30 protein-coding genes and 1 tRNA gene are annotated in these 25,982 nt (G+C 59.9%); 13 read left to right on the forward strand and 18 right to left on the reverse strand.

Annotation, left to right across the window (positions count from 1 at the left end; genetic code table 11):
• Positions 1-44: 44 nt before the first annotated feature.
• The 3 genes from BLW69_RS17845 to BLW69_RS17855 all read right to left on the reverse strand — a co-directional run bounded on the left by BLW69_RS17845 (position 45) and on the right by BLW69_RS17855 (position 1,060).
• Positions 45-296, reverse strand: a complete 252-nt coding sequence (locus tag BLW69_RS17845; RefSeq protein WP_062454106.1) for a hypothetical protein — start codon at positions 294-296, stop codon at positions 45-47.
• A 155-nt stretch (positions 297-451) separates the two neighbouring features.
• On the reverse strand, positions 452-745 hold the full coding sequence (locus BLW69_RS17850) for a hypothetical protein (protein ID WP_062454107.1): 294 nt from the start codon (positions 743-745) through the stop codon (positions 452-454).
• A 126-nt stretch (positions 746-871) separates the two neighbouring features.
• Positions 872-1,060 (reverse strand): YegP family protein, encoded by a 189-nt coding sequence (locus BLW69_RS17855; RefSeq protein WP_062454108.1) that lies wholly within the window; start codon positions 1,058-1,060, stop codon positions 872-874.
• Positions 1,061-1,137: 77 nt separating this feature from the next.
• On the opposite strand from BLW69_RS17855, the gene BLW69_RS17860 reads away from it, so the two are divergent.
• The 5 genes from BLW69_RS17860 to BLW69_RS17880 all read left to right on the forward strand — a co-directional run bounded on the left by BLW69_RS17860 (position 1,138) and on the right by BLW69_RS17880 (position 4,694).
• Positions 1,138-2,019, forward strand: a complete 882-nt coding sequence (locus BLW69_RS17860; RefSeq protein ID WP_280141295.1) for an NAD(P)-dependent oxidoreductase — start codon at positions 1,138-1,140, stop codon at positions 2,017-2,019.
• A 17-nt stretch (positions 2,020-2,036) separates the two neighbouring features.
• Positions 2,037-2,348, forward strand: coding sequence for an Rdx family protein (locus tag BLW69_RS17865; RefSeq protein ID WP_092663878.1), 312 nt, complete (start codon positions 2,037-2,039; stop codon positions 2,346-2,348).
• 91 nt (positions 2,349-2,439) lie between these two features.
• A tRNA-Leu gene (locus BLW69_RS17870) sits at positions 2,440-2,526 on the forward strand.
• Positions 2,527-2,932: 406 nt separating this feature from the next.
• A complete protein-coding gene (locus tag BLW69_RS17875; RefSeq protein ID WP_092663879.1) occupies positions 2,933-3,793 on the forward strand; it encodes a hypothetical protein in 861 nt (286 codons plus the stop codon).
• Positions 3,794-3,845: 52 nt separating this feature from the next.
• Entirely contained in the window at positions 3,846-4,694 is an 849-nt protein-coding gene (locus BLW69_RS17880) for a hypothetical protein (RefSeq protein WP_139283897.1), read from the forward strand.
• Positions 4,695-4,759: 65 nt separating this feature from the next.
• On the opposite strand, the gene BLW69_RS17885 is transcribed toward BLW69_RS17880, so the two are convergent.
• From BLW69_RS17885 to BLW69_RS17900, 4 genes are all read right to left on the reverse strand, one after another.
• Complete coding sequence (locus tag BLW69_RS17885) at positions 4,760-5,128, reverse strand: hypothetical protein (RefSeq protein WP_139283898.1); 369 nt, start codon at positions 5,126-5,128, stop codon at positions 4,760-4,762.
• Positions 5,129-5,231: 103 nt separating this feature from the next.
• Positions 5,232-6,080 (reverse strand): C40 family peptidase, encoded by an 849-nt coding sequence (locus tag BLW69_RS17890; protein WP_092663881.1) that lies wholly within the window; start codon positions 6,078-6,080, stop codon positions 5,232-5,234.
• A gap of 48 nt (positions 6,081-6,128) precedes the next feature.
• Positions 6,129-6,482 carry a MarR family transcriptional regulator gene (locus tag BLW69_RS17895; protein WP_062454113.1) on the reverse strand — a complete coding sequence of 118 codons (354 nt, stop codon included), beginning with the start codon at positions 6,480-6,482 and terminating at the stop codon, positions 6,129-6,131.
• Positions 6,483-6,568: 86 nt separating this feature from the next.
• Entirely contained in the window at positions 6,569-7,963 is a 1,395-nt protein-coding gene (locus BLW69_RS17900) for a leucyl aminopeptidase family protein (protein ID WP_092663883.1), read from the reverse strand.
• 155 nt (positions 7,964-8,118) lie between these two features.
• On the opposite strand from BLW69_RS17900, the gene BLW69_RS17905 reads away from it, so the two are divergent.
• The gene (locus tag BLW69_RS17905; RefSeq protein WP_162759428.1) at positions 8,119-8,970 is read left to right on the forward strand and encodes a tetratricopeptide repeat protein; all 852 of its coding nucleotides are present in this window, start codon (positions 8,119-8,121) and stop codon (positions 8,968-8,970) included.
• A 100-nt stretch (positions 8,971-9,070) separates the two neighbouring features.
• Here the strand turns inward: BLW69_RS17905 and BLW69_RS17910 are convergent, their stop codons facing one another.
• From BLW69_RS17910 to BLW69_RS17950, 9 genes are all read right to left on the reverse strand, one after another.
• Positions 9,071-10,009, reverse strand: a complete 939-nt coding sequence (locus tag BLW69_RS17910) for a type II secretion system F family protein (RefSeq protein WP_092664129.1) — start codon at positions 10,007-10,009, stop codon at positions 9,071-9,073.
• A gap of 48 nt (positions 10,010-10,057) precedes the next feature.
• Positions 10,058-11,071, reverse strand: a complete 1,014-nt coding sequence (locus tag BLW69_RS17915) for a type II secretion system F family protein (RefSeq protein ID WP_092663885.1) — start codon at positions 11,069-11,071, stop codon at positions 10,058-10,060.
• Positions 11,072-11,106: 35 nt separating this feature from the next.
• The gene (locus BLW69_RS17920; protein WP_092663887.1) at positions 11,107-12,603 is read right to left on the reverse strand and encodes a TadA family conjugal transfer-associated ATPase; all 1,497 of its coding nucleotides are present in this window, start codon (positions 12,601-12,603) and stop codon (positions 11,107-11,109) included.
• Between the two features lie 27 nt (positions 12,604-12,630).
• Complete coding sequence (locus BLW69_RS17925; RefSeq protein WP_062454119.1) at positions 12,631-13,920, reverse strand: CpaE/TadZ family protein; 1,290 nt, start codon at positions 13,918-13,920, stop codon at positions 12,631-12,633.
• Positions 13,921-13,945: 25 nt separating this feature from the next.
• Entirely contained in the window at positions 13,946-14,662 is a 717-nt protein-coding gene (locus BLW69_RS17930; RefSeq protein ID WP_092663889.1) for a CpaD family pilus assembly protein, read from the reverse strand.
• Positions 14,663-14,675: 13 nt separating this feature from the next.
• Positions 14,676-16,238, reverse strand: a complete 1,563-nt coding sequence (locus BLW69_RS17935) for a type II and III secretion system protein family protein (RefSeq protein WP_062454121.1) — start codon at positions 16,236-16,238, stop codon at positions 14,676-14,678.
• Between the two features lie 13 nt (positions 16,239-16,251).
• Positions 16,252-17,058 carry a Flp pilus assembly protein CpaB gene (gene cpaB / locus BLW69_RS17940; RefSeq protein WP_062454122.1) on the reverse strand — a complete coding sequence of 269 codons (807 nt, stop codon included), beginning with the start codon at positions 17,056-17,058 and terminating at the stop codon, positions 16,252-16,254.
• 119 nt (positions 17,059-17,177) lie between these two features.
• Positions 17,178-17,696, reverse strand: coding sequence for an A24 family peptidase (locus BLW69_RS17945; RefSeq protein ID WP_092663891.1), 519 nt, complete (start codon positions 17,694-17,696; stop codon positions 17,178-17,180).
• A gap of 102 nt (positions 17,697-17,798) precedes the next feature.
• The gene (locus BLW69_RS17950; protein WP_062454124.1) at positions 17,799-17,969 is read right to left on the reverse strand and encodes a Flp family type IVb pilin; all 171 of its coding nucleotides are present in this window, start codon (positions 17,967-17,969) and stop codon (positions 17,799-17,801) included.
• 415 nt (positions 17,970-18,384) lie between these two features.
• On the opposite strand from BLW69_RS17950, the gene BLW69_RS17955 reads away from it, so the two are divergent.
• The 7 genes from BLW69_RS17955 (at position 18,385) to BLW69_RS17985 (ending at position 23,828) form a co-directional block, all read left to right on the forward strand.
• Positions 18,385-18,783, forward strand: a complete 399-nt coding sequence (locus tag BLW69_RS17955) for a pilus assembly protein N-terminal domain-containing protein (protein WP_092664131.1) — start codon at positions 18,385-18,387, stop codon at positions 18,781-18,783.
• Positions 18,784-18,939: 156 nt separating this feature from the next.
• The gene (locus BLW69_RS17960; protein ID WP_092663893.1) at positions 18,940-19,593 is read left to right on the forward strand and encodes a TadE/TadG family type IV pilus assembly protein; all 654 of its coding nucleotides are present in this window, start codon (positions 18,940-18,942) and stop codon (positions 19,591-19,593) included.
• Positions 19,593-20,183: a TadE/TadG family type IV pilus assembly protein gene (locus tag BLW69_RS17965; protein ID WP_092663895.1), complete on the forward strand. Its 591-nt coding sequence runs from the start codon at positions 19,593-19,595 to the stop codon at positions 20,181-20,183. The genes BLW69_RS17960 and BLW69_RS17965 overlap by 1 nt, the downstream gene beginning before the upstream one ends.
• A 114-nt stretch (positions 20,184-20,297) precedes the next feature.
• Positions 20,298-21,518 (forward strand): phosphopentomutase, encoded by a 1,221-nt coding sequence (locus BLW69_RS17970; protein ID WP_062454128.1) that lies wholly within the window; start codon positions 20,298-20,300, stop codon positions 21,516-21,518.
• Positions 21,515-22,501 carry an adenosine deaminase gene (locus BLW69_RS17975; protein WP_092664133.1) on the forward strand — a complete coding sequence of 329 codons (987 nt, stop codon included), beginning with the start codon at positions 21,515-21,517 and terminating at the stop codon, positions 22,499-22,501. Before BLW69_RS17970 ends, BLW69_RS17975 begins: the two co-directional genes overlap by 4 nt.
• Before the next feature lie 59 nt (positions 22,502-22,560).
• Positions 22,561-23,190 carry a uracil phosphoribosyltransferase gene (gene upp, locus BLW69_RS17980; RefSeq protein ID WP_062454129.1) on the forward strand — a complete coding sequence of 210 codons (630 nt, stop codon included), beginning with the start codon at positions 22,561-22,563 and terminating at the stop codon, positions 23,188-23,190.
• Positions 23,191-23,303: 113 nt separating this feature from the next.
• Entirely contained in the window at positions 23,304-23,828 is a 525-nt protein-coding gene (locus BLW69_RS17985; RefSeq protein WP_092663897.1) for a TIGR02281 family clan AA aspartic protease, read from the forward strand.
• A gap of 3 nt (positions 23,829-23,831) precedes the next feature.
• On the opposite strand, the gene deoA is transcribed toward BLW69_RS17985, so the two are convergent.
• Complete coding sequence (gene deoA, locus BLW69_RS17990; RefSeq protein WP_092663899.1) at positions 23,832-25,142, reverse strand: thymidine phosphorylase; 1,311 nt, start codon at positions 25,140-25,142, stop codon at positions 23,832-23,834.
• 5 nt (positions 25,143-25,147) lie between these two features.
• Positions 25,148-25,918, reverse strand: a complete 771-nt coding sequence (gene deoC / locus BLW69_RS17995) for a deoxyribose-phosphate aldolase (protein ID WP_062454132.1) — start codon at positions 25,916-25,918, stop codon at positions 25,148-25,150.
• Positions 25,919-25,982 lie beyond the last annotated feature (64 nt).

Consider the following 25,982-nt stretch of genomic DNA (forward strand, 5'->3'; position numbering starts at 1 on the left):
CCCGCATGGCCGGGGCCTGTTGCCTGCATCACGCCCCGGCGGCTTCAATGTTTCGCCGGGAGAAAGGGATGCGGAAGGTCAGCCGGTGTGATCCAGACGCAGCCGTCAAATGCCACTTCCCCATGGTCCAGTTTGCGGCTGGCGATCGTCTCCATCAGGGAGAGCTTTGATCGCACGCTGCCGATTCCGTCATCGTTGAGGACCCGGACCGCCTGGCAGGTGGGGCCATCCCGCATCACGATCAACGTATGATGGCTGTTCTCGACGATTTTGTTTTCGATGGTAACGAGCTTCATGCTCTCTCCTTCGACAGACGGATAGGGTTGAGGCGTCATCGAAGGGTCGGCAAATTTGGTTAACAAAAGGTTAACGACACGGCGGCATTCCCCGCAAACGAAAAACCGCCCGTCCTTGCGGACGAGCGGTTCGATCGATGGTCTTTCCCTGCCTGTTACGGCTGGGTCGTACCGCCTGTTGCCGGTGCAGCAGGAGCCGGTGCGGCCGGAGCAGGTGCTGCTGGCGTTGCCGGAGCAGGTGCAGCCGGTTCCGTGACAGCAGGCGGCGTTGCGGTCGAGGATGTCGTGGCAGGATCGGTGGTTGAGCCACCCATCTGCGACCAGACAAACGCGCCGACGACGATAACTGCCAGAATGGCTACCCAGCCCATCCAGGAAGAGCTTTTGCGCGTCTCCGGGGTGGTGCGAAGGTCAGGGCGGGTGTTATTCGAGTTTGGATCGTAAGCCATGTTTGTTTCCTCCGTTTCAGCAGAGACAATGCGACCACAGGGAATTTGTTCCAAAGATCTGCGGATCGGACATTGTGTCTGCGCTAAAACCTTACGTTGGAATGCGGCAGACGAACGTTCAAACCGTCAAACGGTGGCGGTTGTACCGTCTTCGGTTGTGGCACCAGGCGCATTCTTCTTGATCGATTCGATCGCGTTGATTGCCGACGCCTTCTGCTTGTATCCTTCAGAGATAAACATCGTTTCGCCGTTCGACGCTTTGAAGCGAAAACGGAACTCGCCAGTCTTGTCCTTGTAGACCTGAAACTTGTACAATTTAGCCTCCCTCAGCTGACCCTAAACAAGAAGATGCCACTGGATAAGGGATGGAACAAGAGGGATATGCGCCTGCCATGAAGGAAACGGGTTTGAACAAAGAACGGGTGGGTATCGTCGGTCTTGGACGAATGGGGAGCGCCATGGCGACGCGCCTTGCACAACAGGGCTTCACTGTCACCGGATGGAGCCGAAGCGACGCTTTTGGTGCGCGGCAGAGGGCTCTCGGCATTGATGCCGTTGAAAACCTTTCCTCCCTAGCAGAGCGTTCCGACGTCATCATTCTTGCCCTGATCGACGATCAGGCGGTGCATGATGTGCTTAACACACTCGCGGCTACGGACCTTACGGGCAAGCTGATCGTCGATACCAGCACGGTCAGCCCTATGACTCTGCGGAGCCACCAGGAGGCCATCGGTCGATCGGGTGCCGGCCTCCTCGACGCGCCGATCGCCGGCGGCCCGGAGATGCTGCTTCAGGGAAAGGTCGGGCTTTATATCGGCGGCTCGCCTGAAGACCACGAGCGCTTCCGGCCCGTTGCGGAAACGCTTTCCGACCGTGCGCTGCATGTGGGAAAACTCGGAGATGGCGCATCGGCCAAGCTCGTCAACAACATGATGCTGATGGGACTGTGGCAGAATCTCAAGGAGGCACTGCTGCTAGGCAAGAGCGCCGGCCTCTCTTCGGCGAAGATCCTCGAAATCCTCGCGGGAAGCCCGGCTGCGAGCCCGGCGATGAAGAGCAGGCTTCCTGTCATTTCAGGTGAGACGGACACGGTCGGGTTTCCTGTGTCGGGTGCGGTGAAGGATGCGCGGCTGGTGCGCGATTTTGCAGAGGAGCTCGGGATCTCCATCCCTGCGATCTCGGCGTCGCTTGCAAGCTTCGAGGCGGCATTGGACGCCGGCTATGGCGACGCAGACTTGGCGACCATGGTCAAACTGGTTGCCGACGCGGACTGAAACAGGAGTTGAGTTGCATGACGGACAAACCGCATATCACCATCCTCTACTGCACCCAGTGCAACTGGCTGCTGCGCTCCGGCTGGATGGCGCAGGAACTGCTGCAGACATTCGGTGATTCGCTAGGCGAGGTCGGGCTTATCCCGGGCACCGGCGGAGCATTCGAGATCCGCATCGACGGCGCGTTGATCTGGGAGCGCAAACGCGATGGCGGTTTTCCTGGTCCCAAGGAATTGAAGCAGCGGGTTCGCGATATCCTCGACCCCGACCGGGACCTTGGCCATATCGACCGACACCAAGCCAAAACCGAAGTCGACACCGCGGGTTAGGACGGTTTTTGAAAGTTTTTCGGGGCCTGACATGAAAACTTCAAAAACCCTGTTGACTTGACCCGGTGTCCCTCGTACATCGCTCTCCGTCGCCCAGATGGCGGAATTGGTAGACGCGCCAGCTTCAGGTGCTGGTACCCGAAAGGGTGTGGAGGTTCGAGTCCTCTTCTGGGCACCATTCCCATTTTACTATTGGCTTTAGCTATAAGCCACTGATTGTGCAGGTCTTGTTCTGTCTGCGTCTCCGCGGCGCATGACACGCGCGATGAGTAACCATTGTCCCCCAAGGAATGGATGGTGCGGATGAGGTCTTGGAAAGACTGTTCAAGGCTATTGATCTGCCAGTGAGGTTTGGTCCTTGCCCTCTGCTCTGTCGAGGGCCTCACCAACACCACTCCAGTGATCATTGGATCGATGCTCAACGTCGCAACACGGACTGAGATACAATCTCGGATCAGCTCCGATACTCCAAGATCAAGATAAGCCTCAGGACAGCCAATGCACGTAACGCATGCAGCAGCAACGATGCTCGGTCTTCAGTCGTCGAATGCAACGCAATCGCCATTTAACGACCAGGTGTCCCTATGGAAAAATTGCTTTTCTCGATCACTGCGAATGGTAGCCCGGAAGTTCTCGAGCGTCAGATTTCGGCAATCGATCGTTTCTCGCCTGGGTCGTTTATCTGCGTTCATCATGCGCGGGGCTCGACATTTCGAGGAGGCGATGTCCCTCAAAGCAGCGGCTCCTGCAACGTCTTCTTCAATCCAAATTCCTATGAGATCAGGCCGCAGGAGGGCGTTTTACATGCCCATGTCAGCAACTTCCAACATGCCGTTGCGCAGTCTCTAGATTTTGACAAGATCGTCCTTTTCTCAGCGGAGGACCTGCTCATCAAATCCGGATTAGGCGAGTATACGAAGCGGTTCACAACGGGCGCTCAGACCGAGCTCTATGAAAGCATAGAGACCGCGAACAACTGGTCTGTGTTTCGGCCTGAGGTTTTAGACTCGGCCGGTATGAAACACTTCCTGTCCCTGCTTGGGCTTCCGCTCTTCGCTGGCGGGCAGGCGGAAGGTCAGTTCTTCAGCCGACGTGTCTTCGCCCATCTGGAGCGCATGTACATGGAATCGTTTCCGATGGATCCGTGCGGGTTTCCGACGGAGCAGATCCTACCTCCAACGCTTAACATGTGGCTGGGTTTTACCGGCACGAACGTCTCACTGCCCATCACGTTCACGGCTGCCAACGCTCAGATGGACATATCGGAAGCTGTTCTTCACCAACTCAAGACGGGCGACGGAGCTCTCCACGCGCGCGCTAAACCAAGGGCCCTGCGGCCGGTTCATCTCGGAGCGTGCGTGTTGAAAAACGTCTATGCGGTCAGTTTGCCGGCTGATCGATACGAAGCCTGGGAGAACGTGATGTCACAATCGGAAGATGGTTAAGTCGCCGCAGTGTTCTAACGCCATCGTCAATTTTTCTGAGCCAGGCCCGTTGATGACCAAAATCCTCTTTTCCCTGCCGGTCCATGAAATGCCCGCCATCGTGCGGGATCAAATTGCAAACATTAATTACTTCTGCCCCGGCTCAACAATTGCCATCCACATATCAGCGGGAGCCGCCGCGCTGCAGGACGAGTTTCGTCGGGAGTGCGACCTTCCGAATGTCCTGATCAATCCTAGTTCATACGAAACCAGATGGAACGCGGGCCTCCTCCATACGCATGTCAGCAACTATCTCTACGCGCTTGAGCGGGGCGCCGACTTCGATCGCGTCGTTCTGATTTCATCCAACGAACTTCTCGTGAAGCCAGGGCTTAGTGAGTATGTGTCCAGGTATGCAATGGGGTCTCATGTCCAGATCTACGACCTTGCTGCCGATTGGGGAGGTTTCCGCACCGACGTCGCGAGCGATATGTCCGTCCGCAACTTCGTCGCCAGTCTCGGGCTAACGTCGTACTTCGCTGGGCAGGCAGAAGGCCAGTTCTACAGCAATCGCATATTCGCTCGGATTGCGCGCCTATTCGTCGAGAATTTTCCTATGGCTCCGTGCGGGTTCAATAGCGAAGAGGTCATCCCTCCTACCGTCGCAGCGAGCCTTTCAATGGCGGGCGTAAACTACGCTCACCCGATTACCTTCTGCGATTACTGCACGGCCATCAAAATTACGCCGGAGTTGATCGACCAGATTAGATCAGGCAACGGCGCGGTCTACGCGCAGCGCGTACCCCGGTCGATGCGCTCTCCACATATCGGTGTATCAACCTTCGACGGGATATTCAGCGTCAAACGCGTCCCTCGCGAGGAATGCGAATTGCGCCAGTATATCCGGGGGCTGATGACCTAGCGGCTGCCTCTCGGCGTCAACCCCAATCCGAGAGAGACGTGTGAAGCCTCGCAAACACCTCCGCTCTACTTCGGAAGATGCCGCGGGTTGATGCCTGGGACCCAGTGCGTATTCGGCATCTGCGTGCCCGTATAGCGAATGCCGTTGTTCGTTTCGCAGTGATACAGCCGCCGCGGCACGTCATCCCAGAAGCGGGCGCCCGGCCCTGACCTCAGTTCCGAGACGTAGCCGATATCACTGGTGCATGAGTAGGAATCGGGATCCGACTTGACGAGGCTTTCCGTCGGTTTCACGCCGGGCAGGTTCTTGAAGAAGGTCTGGGGCGACTGGGTGAACACGTCGCCTTCCGCAGCCATCGTGTCATCAGGAACAAGGGCCGTTAAGACGACCCCCATCAGCATCGCGGCTGGTAAAATCCATGCACCCTTCAGCATTTTTCTGTCCCTGTCGGCACTCTATCACCTTCGCGAAATAAGAGGTGCAACGCCACGGTGCCAGCGGATGCGATCCCACATTTGCGTGATCGTTGCGCCCGGATCATGGAAAGCGGCGGTAATCCGTCGGCTGTCCGTAGAGCCAGCCTATCCGCTCCACAGCGGCTTTAAAATTTTCGCGCGCCACAGTCATCGTGTGGCCGTTGGCGTGGAGCAGGGTTTCCGAGTCTTCCATGATTCCGACATGGCCCTTCCAGAAGACGAGATCGCCGCGGCGGAGATCCTCGGCATCGATTCTCTCACCAAAGGCTGCCTGCATGTCGCTGTCACGCGGTACCGGTTTGCCGATCATCGCCATCGACAGCTGGACGAGGCCGGAGCAGTCGATGCCGAAGCCCGTGCGCCCGCCCCAGAGATAGGGCGTTTCCAGGAACCGCAGAGCGACCGCGACATAGTCGTCGCCGGCAACTTCCGAGATCGGCAGGCAGTGATCGGCGATTACGGCGCCGCCGCCAGCGAGCGTGAAATAGCGCGTGCCGCGGGTTTCGCTCTTGCCGACGATCGTCACGCGGCTGCCCATCGACAGTGCGCGAAGCGGCGGCTTGCGCAATTCCGGGCCCGGATAGACGAAGGTGCGCTGCGTCACGATACGGTGCGTCGCCTGCTCGACCACGTCGAGCATTACGTCGGGCAGGTAGCCGACATAGCCATCCTGATCGGCCTGGACCCAGACGAAGCCATCCTTGCGGTCGAAGACACGCACGGTTTCACCGAACAGAAGTTGCGTGTCGATACCGCTTTCGAGATCCGGTGACGGGCGAAGCGGGGCAACGGGGACGGCGATTTGGGCTGCGACGCCCTGCACGAAGCGGGGGGCATCGACGCGACCTTCGAGCGCCGCATCGGCAAGGTCGGCACGGAAGGCATGGAGGCGTTTGTCGAGATCGGTCATCTTTGTGTGTTCCAGGGTCAGATCGGATTTATCAGCAGGTTCGTCGCACTATGCGGCAGCCGTGCGGCGGCTTTCACGGATGATGAGGTCGCCGAGATTTTCGAGGTAGAGGGCGCCGGCCACGGTCCGCTTTATCACGACATTGCGGCGATCGCGCTCGTCCCTCACCCGATCGACCAGACCGAGCGCACCCATCGTATCGAGTGCGCGGGTGATCACCGGCTTGGTGACGTCGAGGGTGGCGGCCAAGCCACGCACCGTGTGGGGCGGCGGCACGAGATAGATATGCAGGAGGATCGACAACTGGCGCAGGGTAAGATCCCGCTCGTCGCGCTTCACCTGTTCCAGCGAAACGCGATGCCAGAGGCCGAGTGCCTGCGTTGCGGTTAGGTCTGCGGACATCCCGCCTCCAAGATTGCTTGTGTCGAGCATCTTAGGTGCGAGATCTTACCGCTTCGTTTGGCACCGCATCTTCCGCGCCCGCGACCTTACCTCGCCGCCATGTCCTTGATGACCTTGTAGAGCGCCCGGATCGCGAATGCTTCGCCGCCGACGGAGGCATGCGGCTTGTCCGCTGCAACCCAGGCATAGATATCGAAATGCACCCAGCTCTTTGCGGCCGTGACGAAGCGTTTGAGAAACAGCGCCGCGGTAATCGCACCGGCCATGCCACCGGAGGGCGCGTTCGTGATGTCGGCGGCGCGAGACCGGATGTCCTTGTCGTAGCCCATCCACAAAGGCAGTCGCCACATCGGATCCGCCTGCGATCCTGCTGCTGCCGTAAGTCTGGTGGAAAGATCCTCGTCGTCGGTGAAATAGGGGGCGAGTTCGGTGCCGAGCGCGACGCGTGCGGCACCCGTCAGCGTCGCCATGTCGATCAGCAGGTCCGGCGGGGTCTCATCCGCATAGGCAAGCGCATCGGCCAGCACGAGCCGGCCTTCCGCATCGGTGTTGTCGATCTGGACGGTGATGCCCTTGCGGCTCTTGTAGATGTCGCCGGGACGGAAGGCGTTGGACGAGATCGAGTTTTCGACGGCGGGGACAAGAACCTGAAGATCGATCGCGAGGCCTGCATCCATGATCATCAGCGCAAGACCCATGACATTGGCGGCACCGCCCATATCCTTCTTCATCAGCGCCATGTTGGCGGCGCCCTTGATGTCGAGACCGCCGGTATCGAAGCATACGCCCTTGCCGACCAGCGTGACCCGCGGATCGCCCTTCTTGCCCCAGCGCATCTCGAGGAGACGCGGCTGCGAGGCGCTGGCGCGACCGACCGTGTGGATGAGCGGGAAGTTCTGTGTCAGCAGGTCATCACCGACGATCGTGGTGACGGTTGCGCCGTAGTGCGCGCCGAGCGCCCGGAAGGCTGCGTCCAGTTCGTCCGGTCCCATCTCGTTGGTGGGGATGTTGACGAGGTCGCGCGCCAGGAACACCCCGGCGAGCTGGCGTTCGATATCGGACGGATCCGCAGAGGACCCGACGGCGAGGCGGACATCCTTCGGTTTGTCACTCTTGTAGCGGCTGAAGCAATAGCTGCCGAGACCAAATCCGAGCGCGAACTGCTCGGGCGATACGCCCTCGCCTTCAAGATGCCAATCACCTGGCGGAAGCAGCTTTGACAGCTTCCCCGCGATGAAGGGTTGCTCCGACGGGTTCTTGCCCAGTCCGAACAGCGCGCCGGCGACGCCGCCGTCCTTGCCCGGGAGCAAGGTGAATGCGCCGGCTTCGGCCTTGAAGCCTGCAGCCTTCGCCCAGTCGGTGACCGCCGCGTCGAGACGACCGTTCTCCAGATCCGCGGGCGTGACGGCGTGGACGGGCCGGGTCGTAGCGCCCTTCTGGCTGAACAATGCTGGACGGACGGTATGCTGGTATGGGGTCATGGCAACCTTCGCAAGGATCTGGAAACGTTCATTTTAACGGTCTGTTAGGGTTAACAGTTTATTCCTGTCTTTCAAATGTGTTCGCGTAGCGCCGACGACAATCGGCTGCGAGACCGGACGACGATTGAACGACGCCCCCAACGAGATCGCCATCGATGACTGCATCTGTCGCCACCCCGTCTCGCTCGTCCCGGCTGTTCGCGCTCGCGCCGCTTGCGCAGGCAACCGCAATCGTTCTTCTGGCACTGTCTGTGACGGGGTGTACCACGAGCAAGCGCGACACGCTGACGACGGGCTCGATTCCCCAGAGGATCTCCGCTGCGCCGCTGGATGGCATGAACGCAAGCGAACTCGCTGAAGCGGAACGCTCCATCGGCGCTGCTTATGTCAAGAACCCGAGCAACAAGGATATCGGCCTGCGCTACGCCAACGTTCTCGGCATGACCGGCAAGAACACCCAGGCACTCGCCGTGATGCAGCAGGTGGCGATTGCGCATCCTGCAGACCGCGATGTCCTTTCCGCCTATGGCAAGGCACAGGCAGGTGCCGGCCAGCTCGAACAGGCACTGACAACGATCAACCGCGCGCAGACGCCTGACCATCCCGACTGGCGCCTCTATTCGGCGGAAGGTGCCGTTCTCGATCAGCTCGGCCGCTCGCAGGAAGCTCGCGCGAAATATCGCCAGGCCCTGAACACACGGCCGAACGAGCCGACGGTCATGTCCAACCTCGGCATGTCCTACGTTCTCTCCGGCGATCTGAAGACTGCCGAAAGCTACATGAAGAACGCCTCGCAGCAGCCGGGTGCCGACAGCCGCGTTCGCCAGAACCTGGCGCTTGTCGTCGGTCTGCAGGGCCGCTTCGCAGAGGCAGAGGGCATTGCCCGCCGGGAACTTTCCCAGCAGCAGGCCGATGCCAACGTGACCTACCTGCGCTCCATACTCTCCCAGCAGAACTCCTGGCGCAAACTCGCCGACAGCGACAAGGGCACGACGGCGGTCAACTGATCCAGCCGGTTTCGACAATTCCAGCGAAACAGAACCGCCATTTCCATCGGGATGGCGGTTTTTGCTTTTGAGCCAATGAGGGCGGTTCTCAGGCTGCCGGTCAGAACCGGTCCGAGACCTGGATGCCGGCCGGGCCGAGGATAACGGCGACGAGGACCGGCAGGAAGAACAGGATCATCGGGACGGTCAGCTTCGGCGGAAGAGCCGCCGCCTTCTTTTCTGCATCGTTCATGCGTTCGTCACGGCCTTCCTGAGCCAGAACGCGCAGAGCCTGGGCGATCGGCGTACCATATCGTTCGGCCTGGATCAGCGCCTGCGCCACCGCCTTGACGATATCAAGCTGAGTGCGGATGCCGAGGTTTTCGAGAGCCGTGCGCCGATCCTGAAGGAAGGACAGCTCCGCCGTGGTCAACACCAGTTCTTCCGCCAGTTCAGGCGATTGGGTGCCGATCTCCTCGGCCGCCCGGCGCATGGAGGCTTCGATCGAGATCCCTGACTCGACGCAGATCAGCATCAGGTCGAGCGAATCGGGCCAGGCTCTCTTGATCGAATGCTGCCGCTTTTTCATACGGTTGGAAATATAGATGTTGGGAGCGTAGAAGCCCAGATAGCCGAACCCGATGGCCGCCAGCATGCGGATGGCAATCGGTTTGGATTCCAGATTGCCAAGCACGAAGATCCACACCGCGGCTGCTGCGAGGAAGCAGAACGGCAGGATGAAACGCGCCGCCAGGAACAAGTTGAGGGCGTTCTGGGTGCGCAGACCTGCGGCGCGCAGCTTGTTCACCGTATTGGCATCGACAAGCGCTTCGCGCAGATTGAACCGGTCGACGATGTGACTTGCAGAGCGGTTGTTCTGGGTGCGCAGCGATGCCTTCGACAGATCGTTCATTCGCGCGCGCTCACGGGCGCGGATTGCGTCGCGCTCGGTCGAAACCGCTTTCATGCGCTTGTCGAGCGTTCCCTTTTCCATGAAGGGGATCGCCAGCGTGTAGCAGGTCGCAAACACTGCGACGGCGACCAGAAGCGCAAACAACATGGCCGGATCGGTTAAAGTGGCGGCGAGATCCTTCACGTGCGGTTCTCCTCAGATCTCGAAGTTGATCATGTTGCGCATCACGAAAATTCCGATGCCCATCCAGACTGCGGAGAAGAGCATGATGATATGGCCGCGTGGGTCTGTAAAAAGGATCGATATGTAGTCCGGTGAGGTCAGATAGACGAGCGTCGACACGACGAAGGGCAATGAGCCGATGATCCACGCGGAAGCCTTGGCTTCCATCGACAGCGCCTTCACCTTGGCCTTCATCTTCTTGCGCTCGCGCAGGACGCGCGAAAGATTGCCGATCGCTTCGGAAAGATTGCCGCCAGCCTGGCTCTGGATGGCGATGACGATGGCGAAAAAGTTGACTTCCGAAAGCGGCATCGTCTGCAGCATGCGTGCGCAGGCTTCGGGGATGCTGAGGCCGATCTGCTGGGAGTCCACCACGCGCCGGAACTCGGTCTTGACCGGCTCCTGACCATCCGACGCGATCAGCCGGATGGCATCATTGAGCGGCAGTCCCGACTTGATCGAGCGAACCATGACATCCAGCGAATTGGCGAACTCGTCCAGGAACTTGGCCTGACGGCGTTTGATCAGGAAACCGACGACCCAGCGCGGAAACCCAAGGCTCGCCGCAAACGCGGCACCGGTGGCGCCAAGCAGCGGCAAGCCGGCGATCAACGTCACCAGAAAGACGAAAAGTCCGAACACGGCGCTGTAGACGTAGAAGCGTGGGACGGTGAGAGCCAGACCGGTCTGCGGCAGCCGCGCCTTCAGGCTGCGGTCGCCCATTTTCTTGTTTTTTTCCTGCTGCTGCTTTTCGAGGTCCTTGAGGCTGTCCTGGACCGACTTGCGGCGCTTGGAAAGCTCCTGGACCCGATCCCGCGATGCCTTCATGCGGGTCAGGTCGGTTTCCGCACTCTTGACCCGGCTCAACCGCGCATCGGTCTTTTTCTCGACCTCGATGCGGGAAAACAGCAGCGCATAGCAGACCGCACCGGCGGCCACGGCCGCCAGAGCGATGATCAACACAACGGTCATATCCAGTCCGAACATCCGTCGCTCCCGCGAAACCTATCTCTGATCCGCTCTCAAGATTTTACCATTTCCATCGCGTCGAGAGCTGCCGCCAGACGGCGCTCCTCGCCGAAGTAGCGTGCGCGATCCCAGAAATACGGCTTGGCAATACCGGTCGATGCGTGGCGTCCGATCAGGCGACCATTGGCATCCTCGCCTTCGATTTCGTAGCGCATCAGGTCCTGGGTGACGATCACGTCGCCTTCCATGCCGATCACCTCGGTGATCTGGGTGATGCGGCGGGAACCGTCGCGCAGACGTGCCGCCTGGATGATGATGTCGACCGATCCCGTGATGATCTCGCGAACCGTCTTTGCCGGCAGGGTGAAGCCGCCCATGGCGATCATCGATTCCATACGGCTCAGGCATTCGCGCGGCGTGTTGGAGTGGATCGTTCCCATCGAGCCGTCGTGGCCCGTGTTCATTGCCTGCAACAGGTCGAAGACTTCAGGTCCGCGCACTTCGCCGACGATGATGCGTTCCGGGCGCATACGCAGGCAGTTCTTGACGAGGTCGCGCATGGTGATCTCGCCCTCACCTTCGATGTTCGGCGGCCGGGTTTCAAGACGCACGACATGCGGCTGCTGCAATTGCAGTTCGGCCGTATCCTCGCAGGTGATGACGCGCTCGTCCTTGTCGATATAGCTCGTCAGGCAGTTCAAAAGCGTGGTCTTGCCAGAGCCGGTACCGCCGGAAATGACGACATTGCAGCGGACGCGGCCGATGATCTGCAGAACAGTTGCACCTTCAGGCGTAATCGCTCCGAACTTGACCAGCTGATCGAGCGTCAGCTTGTCCTTCTTGAACTTGCGGATGGTGAGCGCAGGGCCATCGAGCGCCAGTGGCGGCGCGATGACGTTGACGCGCGAACCGTCCGGCAGGCGGGCGTCACAGATCGGCGAACTTTCGTCGACGCGGCGGCCGACCTGGCTGACGATGCGCTGGCAGATCGACAGGAGCTGCGCGTTGTCGCGGAAGCGGATCTCCGACTCGATCGTCTTGCCGCCGACTTCGATAAAGGTCTGGCCAGCGCCGTTGACCATGATATCGGCGATGTCGTCGCGGGCCAGAAGCGGCTCCAGCGGACCATAGCCCAGCACATCGTTGCAGATGTCCTCGAGCAGTTCCTCCTGCTCGGAAATCGACATCGCGAAATTCTTGATCGTGATGATGTCGTTGACGATATCGCGGATTTCCTCGCGCGCGCTCTCGGCATCGAGCTTGGCAAGTTGCGACAGATCGATCGTATCGATAAGTGCTGAGAAAACCTGGCTCTTGGTATCGTAATACTGTTCGGTGCGGGCCTGGCGACGACGGCCGGCGGCCGGTGGCGCAAGCGGTGGCGGTGCGACGGCTTGCCGTACTCCGCCTGTATCGCGCACGGGCTCGGCCAGAATCTCCGGTGCTGTGGATTTCATGGTCGATTGCGGCGTCATGGCAGGCGGCGCAGAGACGGGCGGCATCAAGCCGACGCTCTTCCCAGAACCTTCGTTTCCGCGCTTTCCAAACATGATTCGATCCAGTCCCTAAACGTCTGACTATTTGCGGCCGAGAATTTGCATGACCTTGCCGAGACCGCCCTTTTTCGCCTTCTTCATGGCCACCCGACCGGTGACGATGTGAGCGATCTGCGAGAAGGTTTCGGCCATCGGAGATTTTGCGTCGATCTCCGAGATCATCCGACCGCTGTTTGCGGCATTGCCGAACAACTGCGCATCGAAAGGCAGGATGGCGATCGGTTCGATTTCAAGCGGCTCGACGAAATCGGCAGGCGCAATCTCCGGGCGCTTCGGCATGCCGACCTGGTTGAGGATGAGATGCGGAGCGCGGTCGTTGGGACGCAGCTTCTTCAGCGCATCGATCATGTTCTTGGTGTTGCGCAGGTTGGCAAGGTCGGGAGCCGCACAGATGACCACCTCGTCCACCGACGCGAGAACCGAACGGGTCCATTCCGACCAGCCATGCGGGATATCGAGAACAGCCACGGGCGCCGAGCGCTGCAGGACCTCGATGATCGGCTGGAAAGCCATGCTGTCGAAATCATAGGCCCGGTCGAGCAGCGAGGGGGCGGCCAGAAGCGAGAGGTGTTCGGAGCATTTGGTCAGGAGGCGATCGAGAAAAACTTCGTCGAGGCGCTCGGGTGCAAACACCGCTTCGGCAATACCCTGGGCCGGATCCTGATCGAAATCGATATTGGCGGTCCCGAACGGCAGGTCGAGATCGGCAAGAATGGTTTCGGTGGAGAACAGGCTGGAAATGCCGAATGCGCAGTTATGCGCAATGGTCGATGCACCGACGCCACCCTTGGCGCCGACAAAGGCGATCGAACGGCCCAGAGGTTCGGCTTCCGGATCGACGAAAATGGCCGAAATCGATGCCAGCATGTCCGCCATCTCGACAGGACCGACAAGATATTCCGATATGCCGTTGCGGATCAGTTCGCGATAAAGCGGGATATCGTTATAGCGCCCGATGACGATCACACGGGTCGACGGGTCGCAGACTTCCGCAAGCGGTGTCAGCTCGTGCAGCAGGTTTCTTGGCTCCGCATCGGTCTCGAGAATGACCAGATTCGGGGTTGGTGACGACGCAAACATGTTGGCGGCTGCAGCAACGCTGCCGCTTGTGACACGCAGATTGACTTTTGCCATGCGCCGGTCGCGGCCCATGCGGTCCATCATCCGCTGCATGGTGTCGCTTTCGCAAAAGGCGTGGATGGAAATGCGCGGCAGAGGCCGCAGGGCCTCCATGTCGCCGTTCCGCTCCGGCTCGGCGCCCGAGATCTCCTCCTGGCCGGAACCGCGAATTTCGTAGTTGATCGCGCTCATGGTTCTCTCCGGTTCAAGGCCGCCGTCAGTTGCCGTTGATGTTGATCGTCGTGCCGCTGCCACTGTCGCTGCTTGTCGTCTCGCCGCGGTAACTGCGGATCACACCGGCGCGCTGCGTGGCATCGATCGGCGTCATTCCGCGTGGAGCAATCAGGTCCGACGGGTTGGCGATCTGGGCGGCCAGGTTGTTTTGCGAGGCGCAGCCGAAATTGTACCAGTTGCTGTTGTTGTAGGTATCGTTCGACAGGTCTGCCGGCCATTTGCCGCACTGGCCGGTCATCGCCTTTGTCGTGACGAAGGAAAGCCGGATCGGGGCCGCATCGCCGGTCGGCGAGGCTCCATAGCTCGTCATCAGGATGCGCTGTGGCTTGATGCCGTTGGCGATCAGGGTGCGGCGAACGTCGCCGGCCAGATGCGATGCAGCACCGGCATTGTATGAGCCCTGCGGAACCTGGACCTGGATGACGCCGGCAGGCGAGGATACGAACCGCTGTGCGAAACCCTTCACCGTGTCGCGCAGTCCGATCGTCAGGCGAACGTCGCCCGATCCAATCGGAATATCCAGCGACGATTCACCCTCCGCCAGAACGATCGGATGACGGGTGCGGTAGTCGTCTGGAACCGAGCCGGTCGTCATGTTGTTGCCGCAGGAGGACAAAAGCGCGGCAAGTGCCGCAATGCCAAGGCCAGACCTGATTTGGCGACGCTTTGCAGCGGAGGCCGATGTCGATGTGATGGTCATGATCGATCCCCGCTTACTTGTAGATGAAGCCGACGGAGCCATGATACTGGCTGCCACCGCTTTTGGCCGGCTCATTGCGGCCGTAGATCTTGTTGACGCGGTTCAGGAAGAAGGAAGCCGCGTCGTTCTCAGGATTGAAGTTGTCATCCGGGCGGGCGATCTCGTTGCGGGCCACAGGCCTTACGAGATAGGGCGTCGCGATGATGACGAGTTCGGTCTCGTTGCGGATGAAGTCCTTGCTGCGGAACAGCGTACCGAAGACCGGAACCTTGGAGATGCCCGGCAGTCCAGACATCGCCTGGCGGACATTGTCCTGCACGAGGCCGGCGATGACGATCGAACCACCGGAGGGAAGCTCGACCGTGGTTGAGGCTTCGCGCTTGCGGATCGACATGTATGTGTTGCCCGGAACGCTCAGGCTTGTGCCGTTGCCCGTCGTTACGGAACCCTCATAGGTCGGCTCCGAAACATTGGTTTCGATATTCAAACTGATACGGCCAGGCGACAGAACGATCGGCTTGAAATTCAGCTCGATGCCATAGTCCACGGTGGTGATGGATCGGTTGACCGTCGTCTTGCGGGTTTCGTCGTCAACGTTGACTTCCTGCTCCGCTGGCAGTCGATACTCGCCGCCAACATAGAATTTAGCCTGCTGACCCGAAATCGCCGTCAGGCTTGGTTCGGCAAGCGTGCGCATGACGCCGGCCTGTTCCATGGCATTCATGGTTGTGGCGAGAGTGGCTGCACCAACGGAGCCAGACAATGCCCCCTGGCTTCCCAGACTGACAGCATTCCCCAGATTCGCAGGATTGAAGAAGGAAAAGCTACCCTTGTTGCCGCTGATCGAGCCGTTGAAACCGAGCTGTTTCAGGACCTGACGGCTGACTTCGGCGACGGTGACCTTGAGCGTGACCTGATCTTCGCCCTCGATAGTCAAAAGGTTGACGATCTGCGACTGCTGGCGATTTTCGGCGAAGATATCCGCATCACCGTTATTGCCCTGTGCGGTGATGTTGCGGGTGGTTGCTTCACCGCCCTTGAGGAAGGCGCGCGCGAGCTTTTCCGCCTGCGACGAATCCTGCGGCGTGCGCACCGTGCCCGACAGCACGATGTTGTCGGAGATGATCTCGACCTTGATGTCGGATTCCGGCAGGAACCGGCGAAGGTTCTGCTGCAGACCAGAGATGTCGCGTTCGATCTCGACGTCGAGGCTGACAATTTCCTCACCGTTCGGGCCGAACACGAAGATATTCGTCTGCCCGACGGTCTTCCCGAACAGGTAGATGCGGCGCGAGGTTCGCGTGACCGCATCGGCAAGCGAAGGATCTGCGACCAGGATGTCGTGCGCATCGGCCGGGAGATCGACAACCAGCGCCTTGTTCAAACCGAGTTGGACACGGCGTTTCACGCCCGGGCCGCCTTCGGTGATGCGGATAAGGTTGGCATCGGAGGCGGCGACCGCATCGCGGACCGACAGACCGACCGGCGCGTATCCGCCTGGAAAGCCCGATACCGACAGGCAGAGGGCTATCCCGGCGACCGAGGACCTACGAATTCTGGCTCTTAGCTTGCTCATGTGCCCGCCCCGTTCACTTCGTCTGCTGTGAGGCAGAACTTTTGACGATCGCCCCTGATTTGATGACCTGGACCTCTGCCTTGCCGCCGCCATGCAGCAGATAATCTGCTGCAACCGTATCGGCTTCCTGGGCATCCGCGACCGAACGGAGAGCAAGCGTCAGGCGCTCTGCCATCTGCTGCGCCACCGTGATGATCTTTGCCTGATCGGGGGTCAGTTCCAGCGTGGCGGTCGTTCCGACCACCGACTTGCTGCCATCCGGCGCCTCCTGGATCTGCTGGTCGATCGCGAGCACCCGGACGTTGTTGAGGACGTTTTCGGTGATGAAATTGCCGCTGTCCTTGTTCTCGCGCACCATGATCACGTCGACGCGGTCATTGGGGAGCACGAAGCCGCCAGCCCCGGTGGCGACGGAAATTTCGGTCGCGACAGCGCGCTTTCCGGACGGAAGCAGCGAGGACATGATGCGGCTGGAGGAGTCTGCAATCTTCTCGGCGCGGATCGGCTCGCCCTTGAAGATCGGCAGGCGCACGACGGAGCCGGCGACATCGGCGATGGCATCCGGCCGGGCGTCGCTCGTGATAAAGCCTTCGACGACGCTGCCGTTCGGCCACTCTACCCACTGGACCGACTTGTCATTGAGCCGGCTGCCGACGGGAATGTTCTCAGCCGAAACGAGAACTTTCGTCGTCGGCTCCCGCTGGATGACCGTCTCGACGAGGTCCGGGCCCTTCTGACCAGTAAGGCGCATCGCCAGCAGGCCGGCAAGACCTGCCGCTACAACTGCGACTGCGAGAATCATAAGACGAGCGGGCTTCATGAGCTTCCTCGGAGGAATACAAATCAATCCTCGAGAGCATGCGCCGGAATGGTGTAATTATGGTTAATAGGAAGCTTACGATTTGGGTTAACGCAATGTTACCCTGCCGTGCGCGTCGATTAGCTTGCGGCCAGAAGCACAAGATTGACGACGGGCGACTGCTGGAAGGTCAAGTATCCGCCGATCGCGATCGCGATACCATAGGGAATCTTGCTTTCTGTCACCAGCGAAGCCGGCAGGCGGATCCCCATTGCCATTGCTGTATTGGCGTTTGCTCTCAACAGCAGGAAGATGAGTGTAATAAATCCGCCGACGAAGGCGACGGTGACCAGAAACGAAATCAGGGCGGGCGTAAAGCCGAACCAGATTGCCGTTGCCGTCAGAAGCTTGGCATCGCCGCCACCCATCACGTTCATCACAAACAGCATGAAGCACACAGCAAACACGGCGGAAGCTGCGGCAATACTCATCCCATAGTCCGCCCATCCGAGACCGACCAGCGGTGCGAAGACGAGAAACGAAACGAGGATAGCGGCAGACAGCTTGTTCGGGATCTTCATGGTGAAAAGATCGCTGATGGCAGCGAGCGCAAGACAGAATGGAACGATCAAGGTTACAATGACAACCATTTCAAGCATCCTTTTTGCGCCGCGTCCCTCGATCTTATGTATCAAGGCCTAAAGCTGTAAAACCGCCCCTGGTGGGGCGGTCTACACATAGACATCACGGTTCTTAAGAACTTACTGCTGGTTCAGCTTGGTAGCGAGGTTCTTGAACTGGTTGTTCAGAGCGCCGCCGAGCGTGGTCGCACCGGCGATCAGGGCCACGGAAATGAGAGCTGCGATGAGGCCATACTCGATGGCGGTCGCACCAGACTCATCCTTCATAAAACGAGCAAAAATCTTGGACATGGAATCTCCTATTCCCACCTACGGTTCAGCACTTACCGACAACTGTTTTCCGCTGTTCGGATAACCCAAACTAACCCTAGACGATTGCTATCGACTTAACGAAGAACCTTTCCGAAGTGTTAACTCCCCTGATACGGCACATTGGGTAAACAACCCACCAACAGCATCATTCAAATCGAAAACTGCGTCCCCGAACATTATATTTACCTAATAAAATATCATAAACATGCGGATGAGGGATATTTGCAGCCGCATTTTTGCACGGAAATGCCGCTCTTGCTCCTGTCATCATTGGTTAACGTTTCGGAAAGCTCAGCCTCAAGATGTTTACTTAAGGCTTCATTCACCATTCCACGCCATCTTTGAGACACGACTGTTCATCGATTCAAAGGCCACCACGATGGTTGTGCGCAAAATGCTCGTTGCCTTCGCATGCCTTTGCGGCATTGCCACAAGCCTCAGCGGCCCGGCATTGGCGCAGGAAGACGGCCTTGTGCGCGTGTTCATGAACCACGCGCGGGTGCTGAAACTGGATAGGCCAGTGGCAAAGGTGATTGTTGGCAACGCGGAAGTCGCCGACGCGACCGTGGCCGACCCGACAACCATCGTCCTGACGGGCCGTGCGTTTGGAACGACCAATCTCGTCCTGCTCGATGAGGACGGCAATGCAATTGCCGACGAACGTATTCTCGTCTCCATTGACGAAGGCAATACGGTTCGCGTGTACCGTCAGACCGAGCGCTCCGTTCTCTCCTGCACGCCCAACTGCGAGCAGCATGTGGAATTCAAGAATACGGCTGGTGCAACGCCCTGACGGCCTTGATCTGACACGACGCCAGACAGAAATTGCCCAGCTGCGTCGCCCGACCTGCTCTACGTGGACACAGGTGCCTAAACTCTAATCCCATTCGGCAACGGAATATCAATATTCCCCTCCTAGTATTGCGGCTCGAATGGACCGGGGGCGGCAATGCATCAGAACGATAGGCACACTGACGGCGCTGGCGCGTCGCGCGTGCCGGCGACGCACTCTCGGCGTCCATGGCGCCGGTTCAGCCGGTCCACGGATGGTGCCGCGGCGATCGAGTTTGCGCTCCTGGCCATCCCCTATTTCGTGATCGTCTTTGCCATCATCGAAACCTTTGTTGCCTTCGCCGGCGAGCAACTGGTTGCCAATGCCGTCGACACGATGGCCCGCAAGATCAGAACAGGCAACATCACCTACGCTCTCGGCCGTCCCGGCACCGATATGGACCGGACGAAATTCCGGACCGCGTTCTGCGGCGAGATTGCGATCCTGATCAAATGCGATGCATCGGAAATCGCGACCCCGAACAAGCTCTGGCTCGACGTTCGCACCTTTACGACCTTCTCAGCGATCCCGAAGACGGTACCCCGGACGCCCGCAAACACCGCTTTCGGCGAACTGGATACGGCCTCCATCAACAATTATTCGCCCGGCGGGCCAAAGACCGTCAATATGCTGAGGGCCTATTACAAATGGGAGGTCATCACCGATCTGGTGCGGCCCTACATAACCAATGTCCGGCCAACCAACGGGACACGGCCCAACTACTTCCTGATCGTCGAAACGGCTGCATTCCAGAACGAGGACTATCCGTGATGGCGACCCCAACAACCAGGCGGGCTGCACAGACCGGATGGCTCTGCCGCTTCAGGGCATTGATCCTTGACACGAAGGGCGCGGGCGCCGTCGAGTTCGCGTTGATCGTGCCGCTTCTGATCTTTCTCTACATCACGGCATTCGAGCTGACGATTGCGCTCAGTGTCTCCAAGCGAACCGCGAGTTCCGCAAGCACGATTGCCGACATTACGACCCAGCAGGCGAGCGTGACCCCGACGTGGCTTGCCACAATGAAGGATGTGACGGGCAGCATCTTTGCGCCCTACGCGCCGCAGAACCTGAGCCTGAAGATCACCGGAGTGCAGCTGGACGCAAACAGCAATCCGACCGTTGCCTGGTCGTGGGATCAGTCTAACGGCAAGCCGTACGCGGTGGGCAGCACCGTCAACGTTCCGAGCGACATGCGCACAGCCAGCACGTTTCTGGTGCGTACAGAGCTATCGGTTACGCACAAGTTGCTGATGATCATGCCGGGACTGCTTCCACCTCAGCTCCAGACGATCACGCTCAGCCGCCAGTACTACTACCGTCAACGCGTCGGAACCAGTATCGACTGTAACGGCTGCTGACGCGGTCCTCTGCTTCCCCTTTGCCAACATGATCGCGCGACTATATGTATCGCCATCCGGGCAGGTGATTTGTGTCACTTGTCCGCACAGGCGATTTCAATTTCCGGGTGACAGATGGCACGGGCCTTCCTCTTCGTTCTCGATTCCTTCGGCGTCGGCGGCGGCCAGGATGCGCAGGCGTATAATGACCTTGGCTCCAACACGTTCGGCCATATTGCCGAATTCTGTGCCGCCGGTGCCGCGGACCGCGCCGGTCTGAGGCAGGGACCGCTCAGCCTTCCGAACATGTCCTCGCTCGGCCTGCTCGAAATCGCAAAGCTTGCCAGCGGCGACTACCCGATCGGCATGCAGCGGCCCGAACGCGTCTTCGGCCTTCACGGCGCAGCAAACGAACTGTCGCTCGGCAAGGACACGCCGTCGGGACATTGGGAAATTGCCGGCACGCCGGTCACCTTCGACTGGGGTTACTTCCCGACCGAAGGCGATGCGTTTTCGCCCGAACTCGTCGAGGCGATCTGCCGCGAAGCCGATATCCCGGGCATTCTCGGCAACTGCCATGCTTCGGGCACAGACATCATTGCAAAACTCGGAGAAGAGCATGTCCGGACGGGCAAGCCGATCTGCTATACGTCCAGCGACAGCGTCTTCCAGATCGCCGCTCACGAGACCCATTTCGGGCTGGAGCGGTTGTTGAAGCTGTGCGAGACCGTGCGGACGCTGCTCGATCCCTTGAATATCGGAAGGGTGATTGCCCGACCATTCACTGGCGAGACGCCGGAGACGTTCGAGCGAACCGGCAACCGGCGCGACTATTCAGTGCTGCCGCCGGAGCCGACATTGCTCGACCGGCTGGTTTCGGCGGGCCGAACCGTCCACGCCGTCGGCAAGATCGGTGATATCTTCGCGCACCAGGGCATCAGCCGCGTGATCAAGGCAAACGGCAACCACGCCCTGATGGATGCGACGCTCGACACGATGGCGCAAGCCGAGCAAGGCGATCTCGTCTTCACCAACTTCGTTGATTTCGACATGCTCTACGGGCATCGTCGCGACGTCGCGGGCTATGCGGCCGCGCTCGAAGAGTTCGACCGGTCTCTTCCGGAAGTGCATCGCCGCCTCCAGCCGGGCGATATGGTGATCATCACCGCCGACCACGGCTGCGATCCGACCTGGCGCGGCACCGACCACACACGCGAGCGGGTGCCGATCATGGCGTTCGGTCCCGGCATTCGCTCCCGCTCGATCGGGCTTCGGCCGACTTTCGCCGACATCGGTGAGACAGTCGCTGCCCATCTCGGCATTCCTGCCGGAAGACACGGATGGAGTTTTCTGTGACGAAGAACTTTGTGAAGGCCGAGATCCACTGCCACATCGAAGGTGCTACGCCCCCGCATCTGGCACGGACGCAAGCCCAGAAATACGGCGTGGACATCGCCCCTCTCCTCTCCGGTGACACCTATACCTGGAAGGATTTTTCCGAGTTCATCCTGAGCTACGACGCCATCGCCTCGCTGTTCCGAACGGAAGCCGACTATGCGCTGCTGACGGAGACCTATCTCTGCGAGCTTGCCGCCTGCAACACGATCTACAGCGAGATCATCGTATCGCCTGATCATGGCGACCGCATCGGGCTCGGTGCCGACGCCTATCTCGCCGGTATCTGCGATGGTATTCACGCCGCGAAGGAAAAGACCGGGATCGAGACACGCATCATCGTGACCGGCGAGCGGCATTTCGGCCCTGACAGCGTGATTGCCGCCGCGGAATACGCTGCCCGATGCTGCAACCCGCTCATCACAGGCTTCAACATGGCCGGTGAGGAACGCATGGGTCGTGTCGCGGATTATGCGCGCGCATTCGATATTGCCCGCGACGCAGGGCTGGGCCTGACGATCCATGCCGGCGAAGTCTGCGGGGCATTCAGCGTGTCCGACGCGCTCGATCTCGTGCGTCCATCGCGGATAGGCCACGGTGTACGCGCCATCGAAGATCCCGCTCTGGTCGAGCGGCTGGTCGAGCTCGGAACCGTGCTGGAAGTCTGCGCCGGTTCGAATATCGCGCTGCAGGTCTTTCCGGATTTCGAGAGCCATCCCCTGAAAGCCCTGAAGGCTGCTGGTGTGCGGGTCTGCATCAATTCCGATGACCCGCCGTTCTTCAAGACTTCGCTTGCCCGGGAATACGACATTGCGGCGGAGGTCATGGGTTTTAGCGATGCCGAAATTGATGCCATGACCCGTGTCGCGATCGAGGCGGCTTTTGTGGACGAGGCGACCCGCGGCGCGCTGCTTGCCCGGTTTGACGCTACCGCGGCACAATGACGACTTGCGCGCGCGGTCATTTTCCCGGATGAAGACACTGATAACAGAGAGGTAAAACCATGGACGGCGTGACTGTCATCGATCATCCGCTGGTGCAGCACAAGCTGACCATCATGCGCAAGAAGGAAACCTCGACGGCCGGCTTTCGGCGGCTGTTGCGCGAGATTTCCATGCTTCTCTGCTATGAAGTGACGCGCGATCTCGACCTCACCATGGAGACGATCGAGACGCCGCTGACGCAGATGCAGGCACCTGTCGTCGAAGGCAAGAAGCTCGTGTTCGTTTCCATCCTTCGCGCCGGCAACGGCCTTCTGGAAGGAATGCTCGAGCTGGTGCCATCGGCCCGTGTCTCGCATATCGGCCTCTACCGAGACCATGACACGCTGCAGCCAGTGGAATACTATTTCAAGGCGCCTGAAAATCTCGATGAGCGATTGCTGATCGTCGTTGATCCGATGCTCGCGACGGGCAATTCGGCGATCGCCGCGATCGAAAAGCTCAAGGAGCGTGGGGCAAAGAACATCCGTTTCCTCTGCCTTCTTGCAGCCCCGGAAGGTCTCAAGAATTTCCAGGACGCGCATCCCGACGTGAAGATCTATACGGCTTCGATCGACAGCCACCTCAATGAAAAGGGCTATATCATGCCCGGCCTCGGCGACGCTGGTGACCGGATGTACGGCACGAAGTAACGCAGTTCAGACTTTGCTTACCTAGATTTCATGCCAATGGCCCGCGGAGCTTTTCGCGGGCCATTTTTTCATTGTCCTTTGTTACCTTCAAGGCGAACTCGCAAAGGATGACCATGCTTCTGCGAACCCTTGTTTTCGCTGGCCTCGCAGCTCTGCTTGCAACGCAGATACCGGCGGTGATGACGCTTGTTGATCGCGTGCCGGAGCCTGCGAGCGGCACTGCGGAAACGCCGAGCTCTGCGAAGGCCCAACCCGCTTCCGTGTCCCCCGGCCGGGTGCGGCTGTCGGCCGATGGCAGAGGCCATTTCAGCGGCCAGTTCCGGATCAACGGCAAGACGGTGGAAGGGCTGGTCGACACGGGCGCATCGGCAGTCACCATCAACGAAAGCACGGCCCGCAAGCTGGGCTTCGGGGTCAACAGTCTCGATTTCCGGTATCAGATGAATACGGCGAACGGCAAGACAGACGGCGCGCGCATCATCCTCGATCGCATCGAGATCGGCAACGTCCGGGTCAGACAGGTCGATGCCTTCGTGCTGCGCGACGAAGCGCTTTCCGGCACGCTGATCGGCATGACCTTCCTGAAAAAACTGAAATCCTTCCATGTCGAAGATGGCAGCCTGACGCTGATCCCTTAGCGATTACTCGACCCGGCCCAGGATGACCGGCGGCATGACAGGGGCTTCGTCAGACACCGAATAGCAGGCGGTGACGTCGGCCGCAGCGCGCGCTGCATCGTCTTCCGTTGCCGCATGGACCATGGCGATCGGCTGCCCCCTGGAAACCTTCGTGCCAAGCGGGAGAATGGCATCGAGTCCGACACGATGGTCGATCGCGTCTCCGGCACGGCGCCTGCCGCCGCCAAGCTCCACCACTGCGATGCCGAGTGCCCGTGTTTCGCAGCTGGCGAGGAAGCCATCGGCGGGGGCGAGAACCGGGCGAATGACCGGTGCGTCGGCAAGATAGACATCCGGCCTCTCGCAGAAATCTGCCGGACCGCCCAGCGCATGGGTCATGCGAGCAAAGCGTTCGAGGGCTGCACCGGATGACAGCGCCCGTCGCGCAACCTCTTCAGCCTCTTTGATCGTCGCAACGAGATTGCTCAGAACCAGCATTTCCGCAGTTTCGGCAATCACGACGCTTTCCAGTCGAGTCCCTGCTTTCTCTCCCTTGAGGACCGCGAGACAGTTTCTGATCTCCAGCGCATTGCCGGCTGCATCGGCAAGCGGCTGGTTCATATCCGTCACCAGAGCTACAGTCTTCAAACCTGCGCCATTCGCGACATCGACCAGCGAGCGCGCCAGAAGCTCAGCCTCGTCCTTTGACCGCATGAAGGCACCGCTGCCGACTTTCACGTCGAGGACCAGAGTTTCGAGACCGGCTGCGAGCTTTTTCGAGAGGATCGAGGCTGTGATCAGAGAGACGGCTTCGACCGTCGCCGTGACATCGCGGATCGCGTAGAGCCTGCGATCGGCCGGTGCCAGTTCCTGTGTCTGGCCGACGATGGCGCAACCGATATCCCTGACGACGGCACGCAGGCGCGTTTCGTCCGGCATCACGTCGTAACCGGGTATGGCCTCAAGCTTGTCGAGCGTGCCGCCGGTATGGCCAAGGCCGCGACCGGAGATCATCGGAACGGCGAGGCCGCAGGCGGCCGCAAGCGGTGCAAGCATCAGCGAGACATTGTCGCCGACGCCACCGGTCGAATGCTTGTCGGCGACCGGTCGCCCGGCATCCGACCATTGCAGCACACGACCGGAATCGCGCATCGCCAGCGTCAGCGCGATCGTTTCGTCCCGCGACATGCCCTTGAAAAAGACGGCCATGGCGAAGGCTGCAACCTGCCCTTCGGAGATCGTCTCATCCGTCATCGCCGCGATGAAGGCGGCTATGTCATTCGAGGACAGAACCTCGCCATCGCGTTTGCGACGGATGATCTCCTGCGGGATCATGGCGCCTAGTAGCCGGTGGAAGCGCGGGATGCGGGTGCGCCGCTCAACACGCCCAGGATATCGTCGAGAAGGCTGGACGCGCCAAAGCGGAATGTCGATGGCATGAGCCAGTTCGGGCCCATGGTCGATTCGGCAAGCCGGAGGTACAGATCCGCATCCGCGACTGTGCTGATGCCACCGGCGGGCTTAAAGCCGATGCGCTTCTTGGAGGCGCGGATGGCCCGCAGCATGCTGTCTGCCGCTTCCAGTGTGGCGTTGACGGACACCTTGCCTGTAGAAGTCTTGATGAAATCGGCACCGGCAGCGATTGCGAGTTCCGAGCCGCGGCCCACGAGCGATGCGTCCTTCAGTTCTCCTGTCTCGAGAATGACCTTGAGGCAGGACTGCGGGCAGGCTGCGCGAACGGCCTCGACCATGTCGGTCACCGCCTGCTCATCCCCCGCCATCAGCTTGCGATAGGGAATGACCAGATCGATCTCGTCGGCGCCATCTTCCACCGCCTTCCGGGTCTCTTCGACCACGGAGGCGACCGGCAGGTCACCGCCTGGAAAATTCACCACCGTGGCAATACGGACCTTGTGACCGTGCCCCAGGATCCCGCGCGCATGGGCGACGAAACGCGGCCAGATGCAGATTGCGGCCGCGGCCCCATACGGGGTCTGCGCCCGCGCGCACAATGTCTCGATCGCGGCATCGTCGCAGTCGTCGCGCAGGTTCGTAAGGTCAAGAAGCGAGAGCGCAAAGGATGCTGCTTCGCGTGGACTATGCAGTTCCATGATCTGCCTCCCTTAAAGAGCGGACATATTTATCGTTGAAAGGATTATATGCAAGCCGTCGGGA

The sequence above is a fragment of the Rhizobium sp. NFR12 genome (genome assembly GCF_900108545.1).
Lineage (GTDB): Bacteria > Pseudomonadota > Alphaproteobacteria > Rhizobiales > Rhizobiaceae > Neorhizobium > Neorhizobium soli.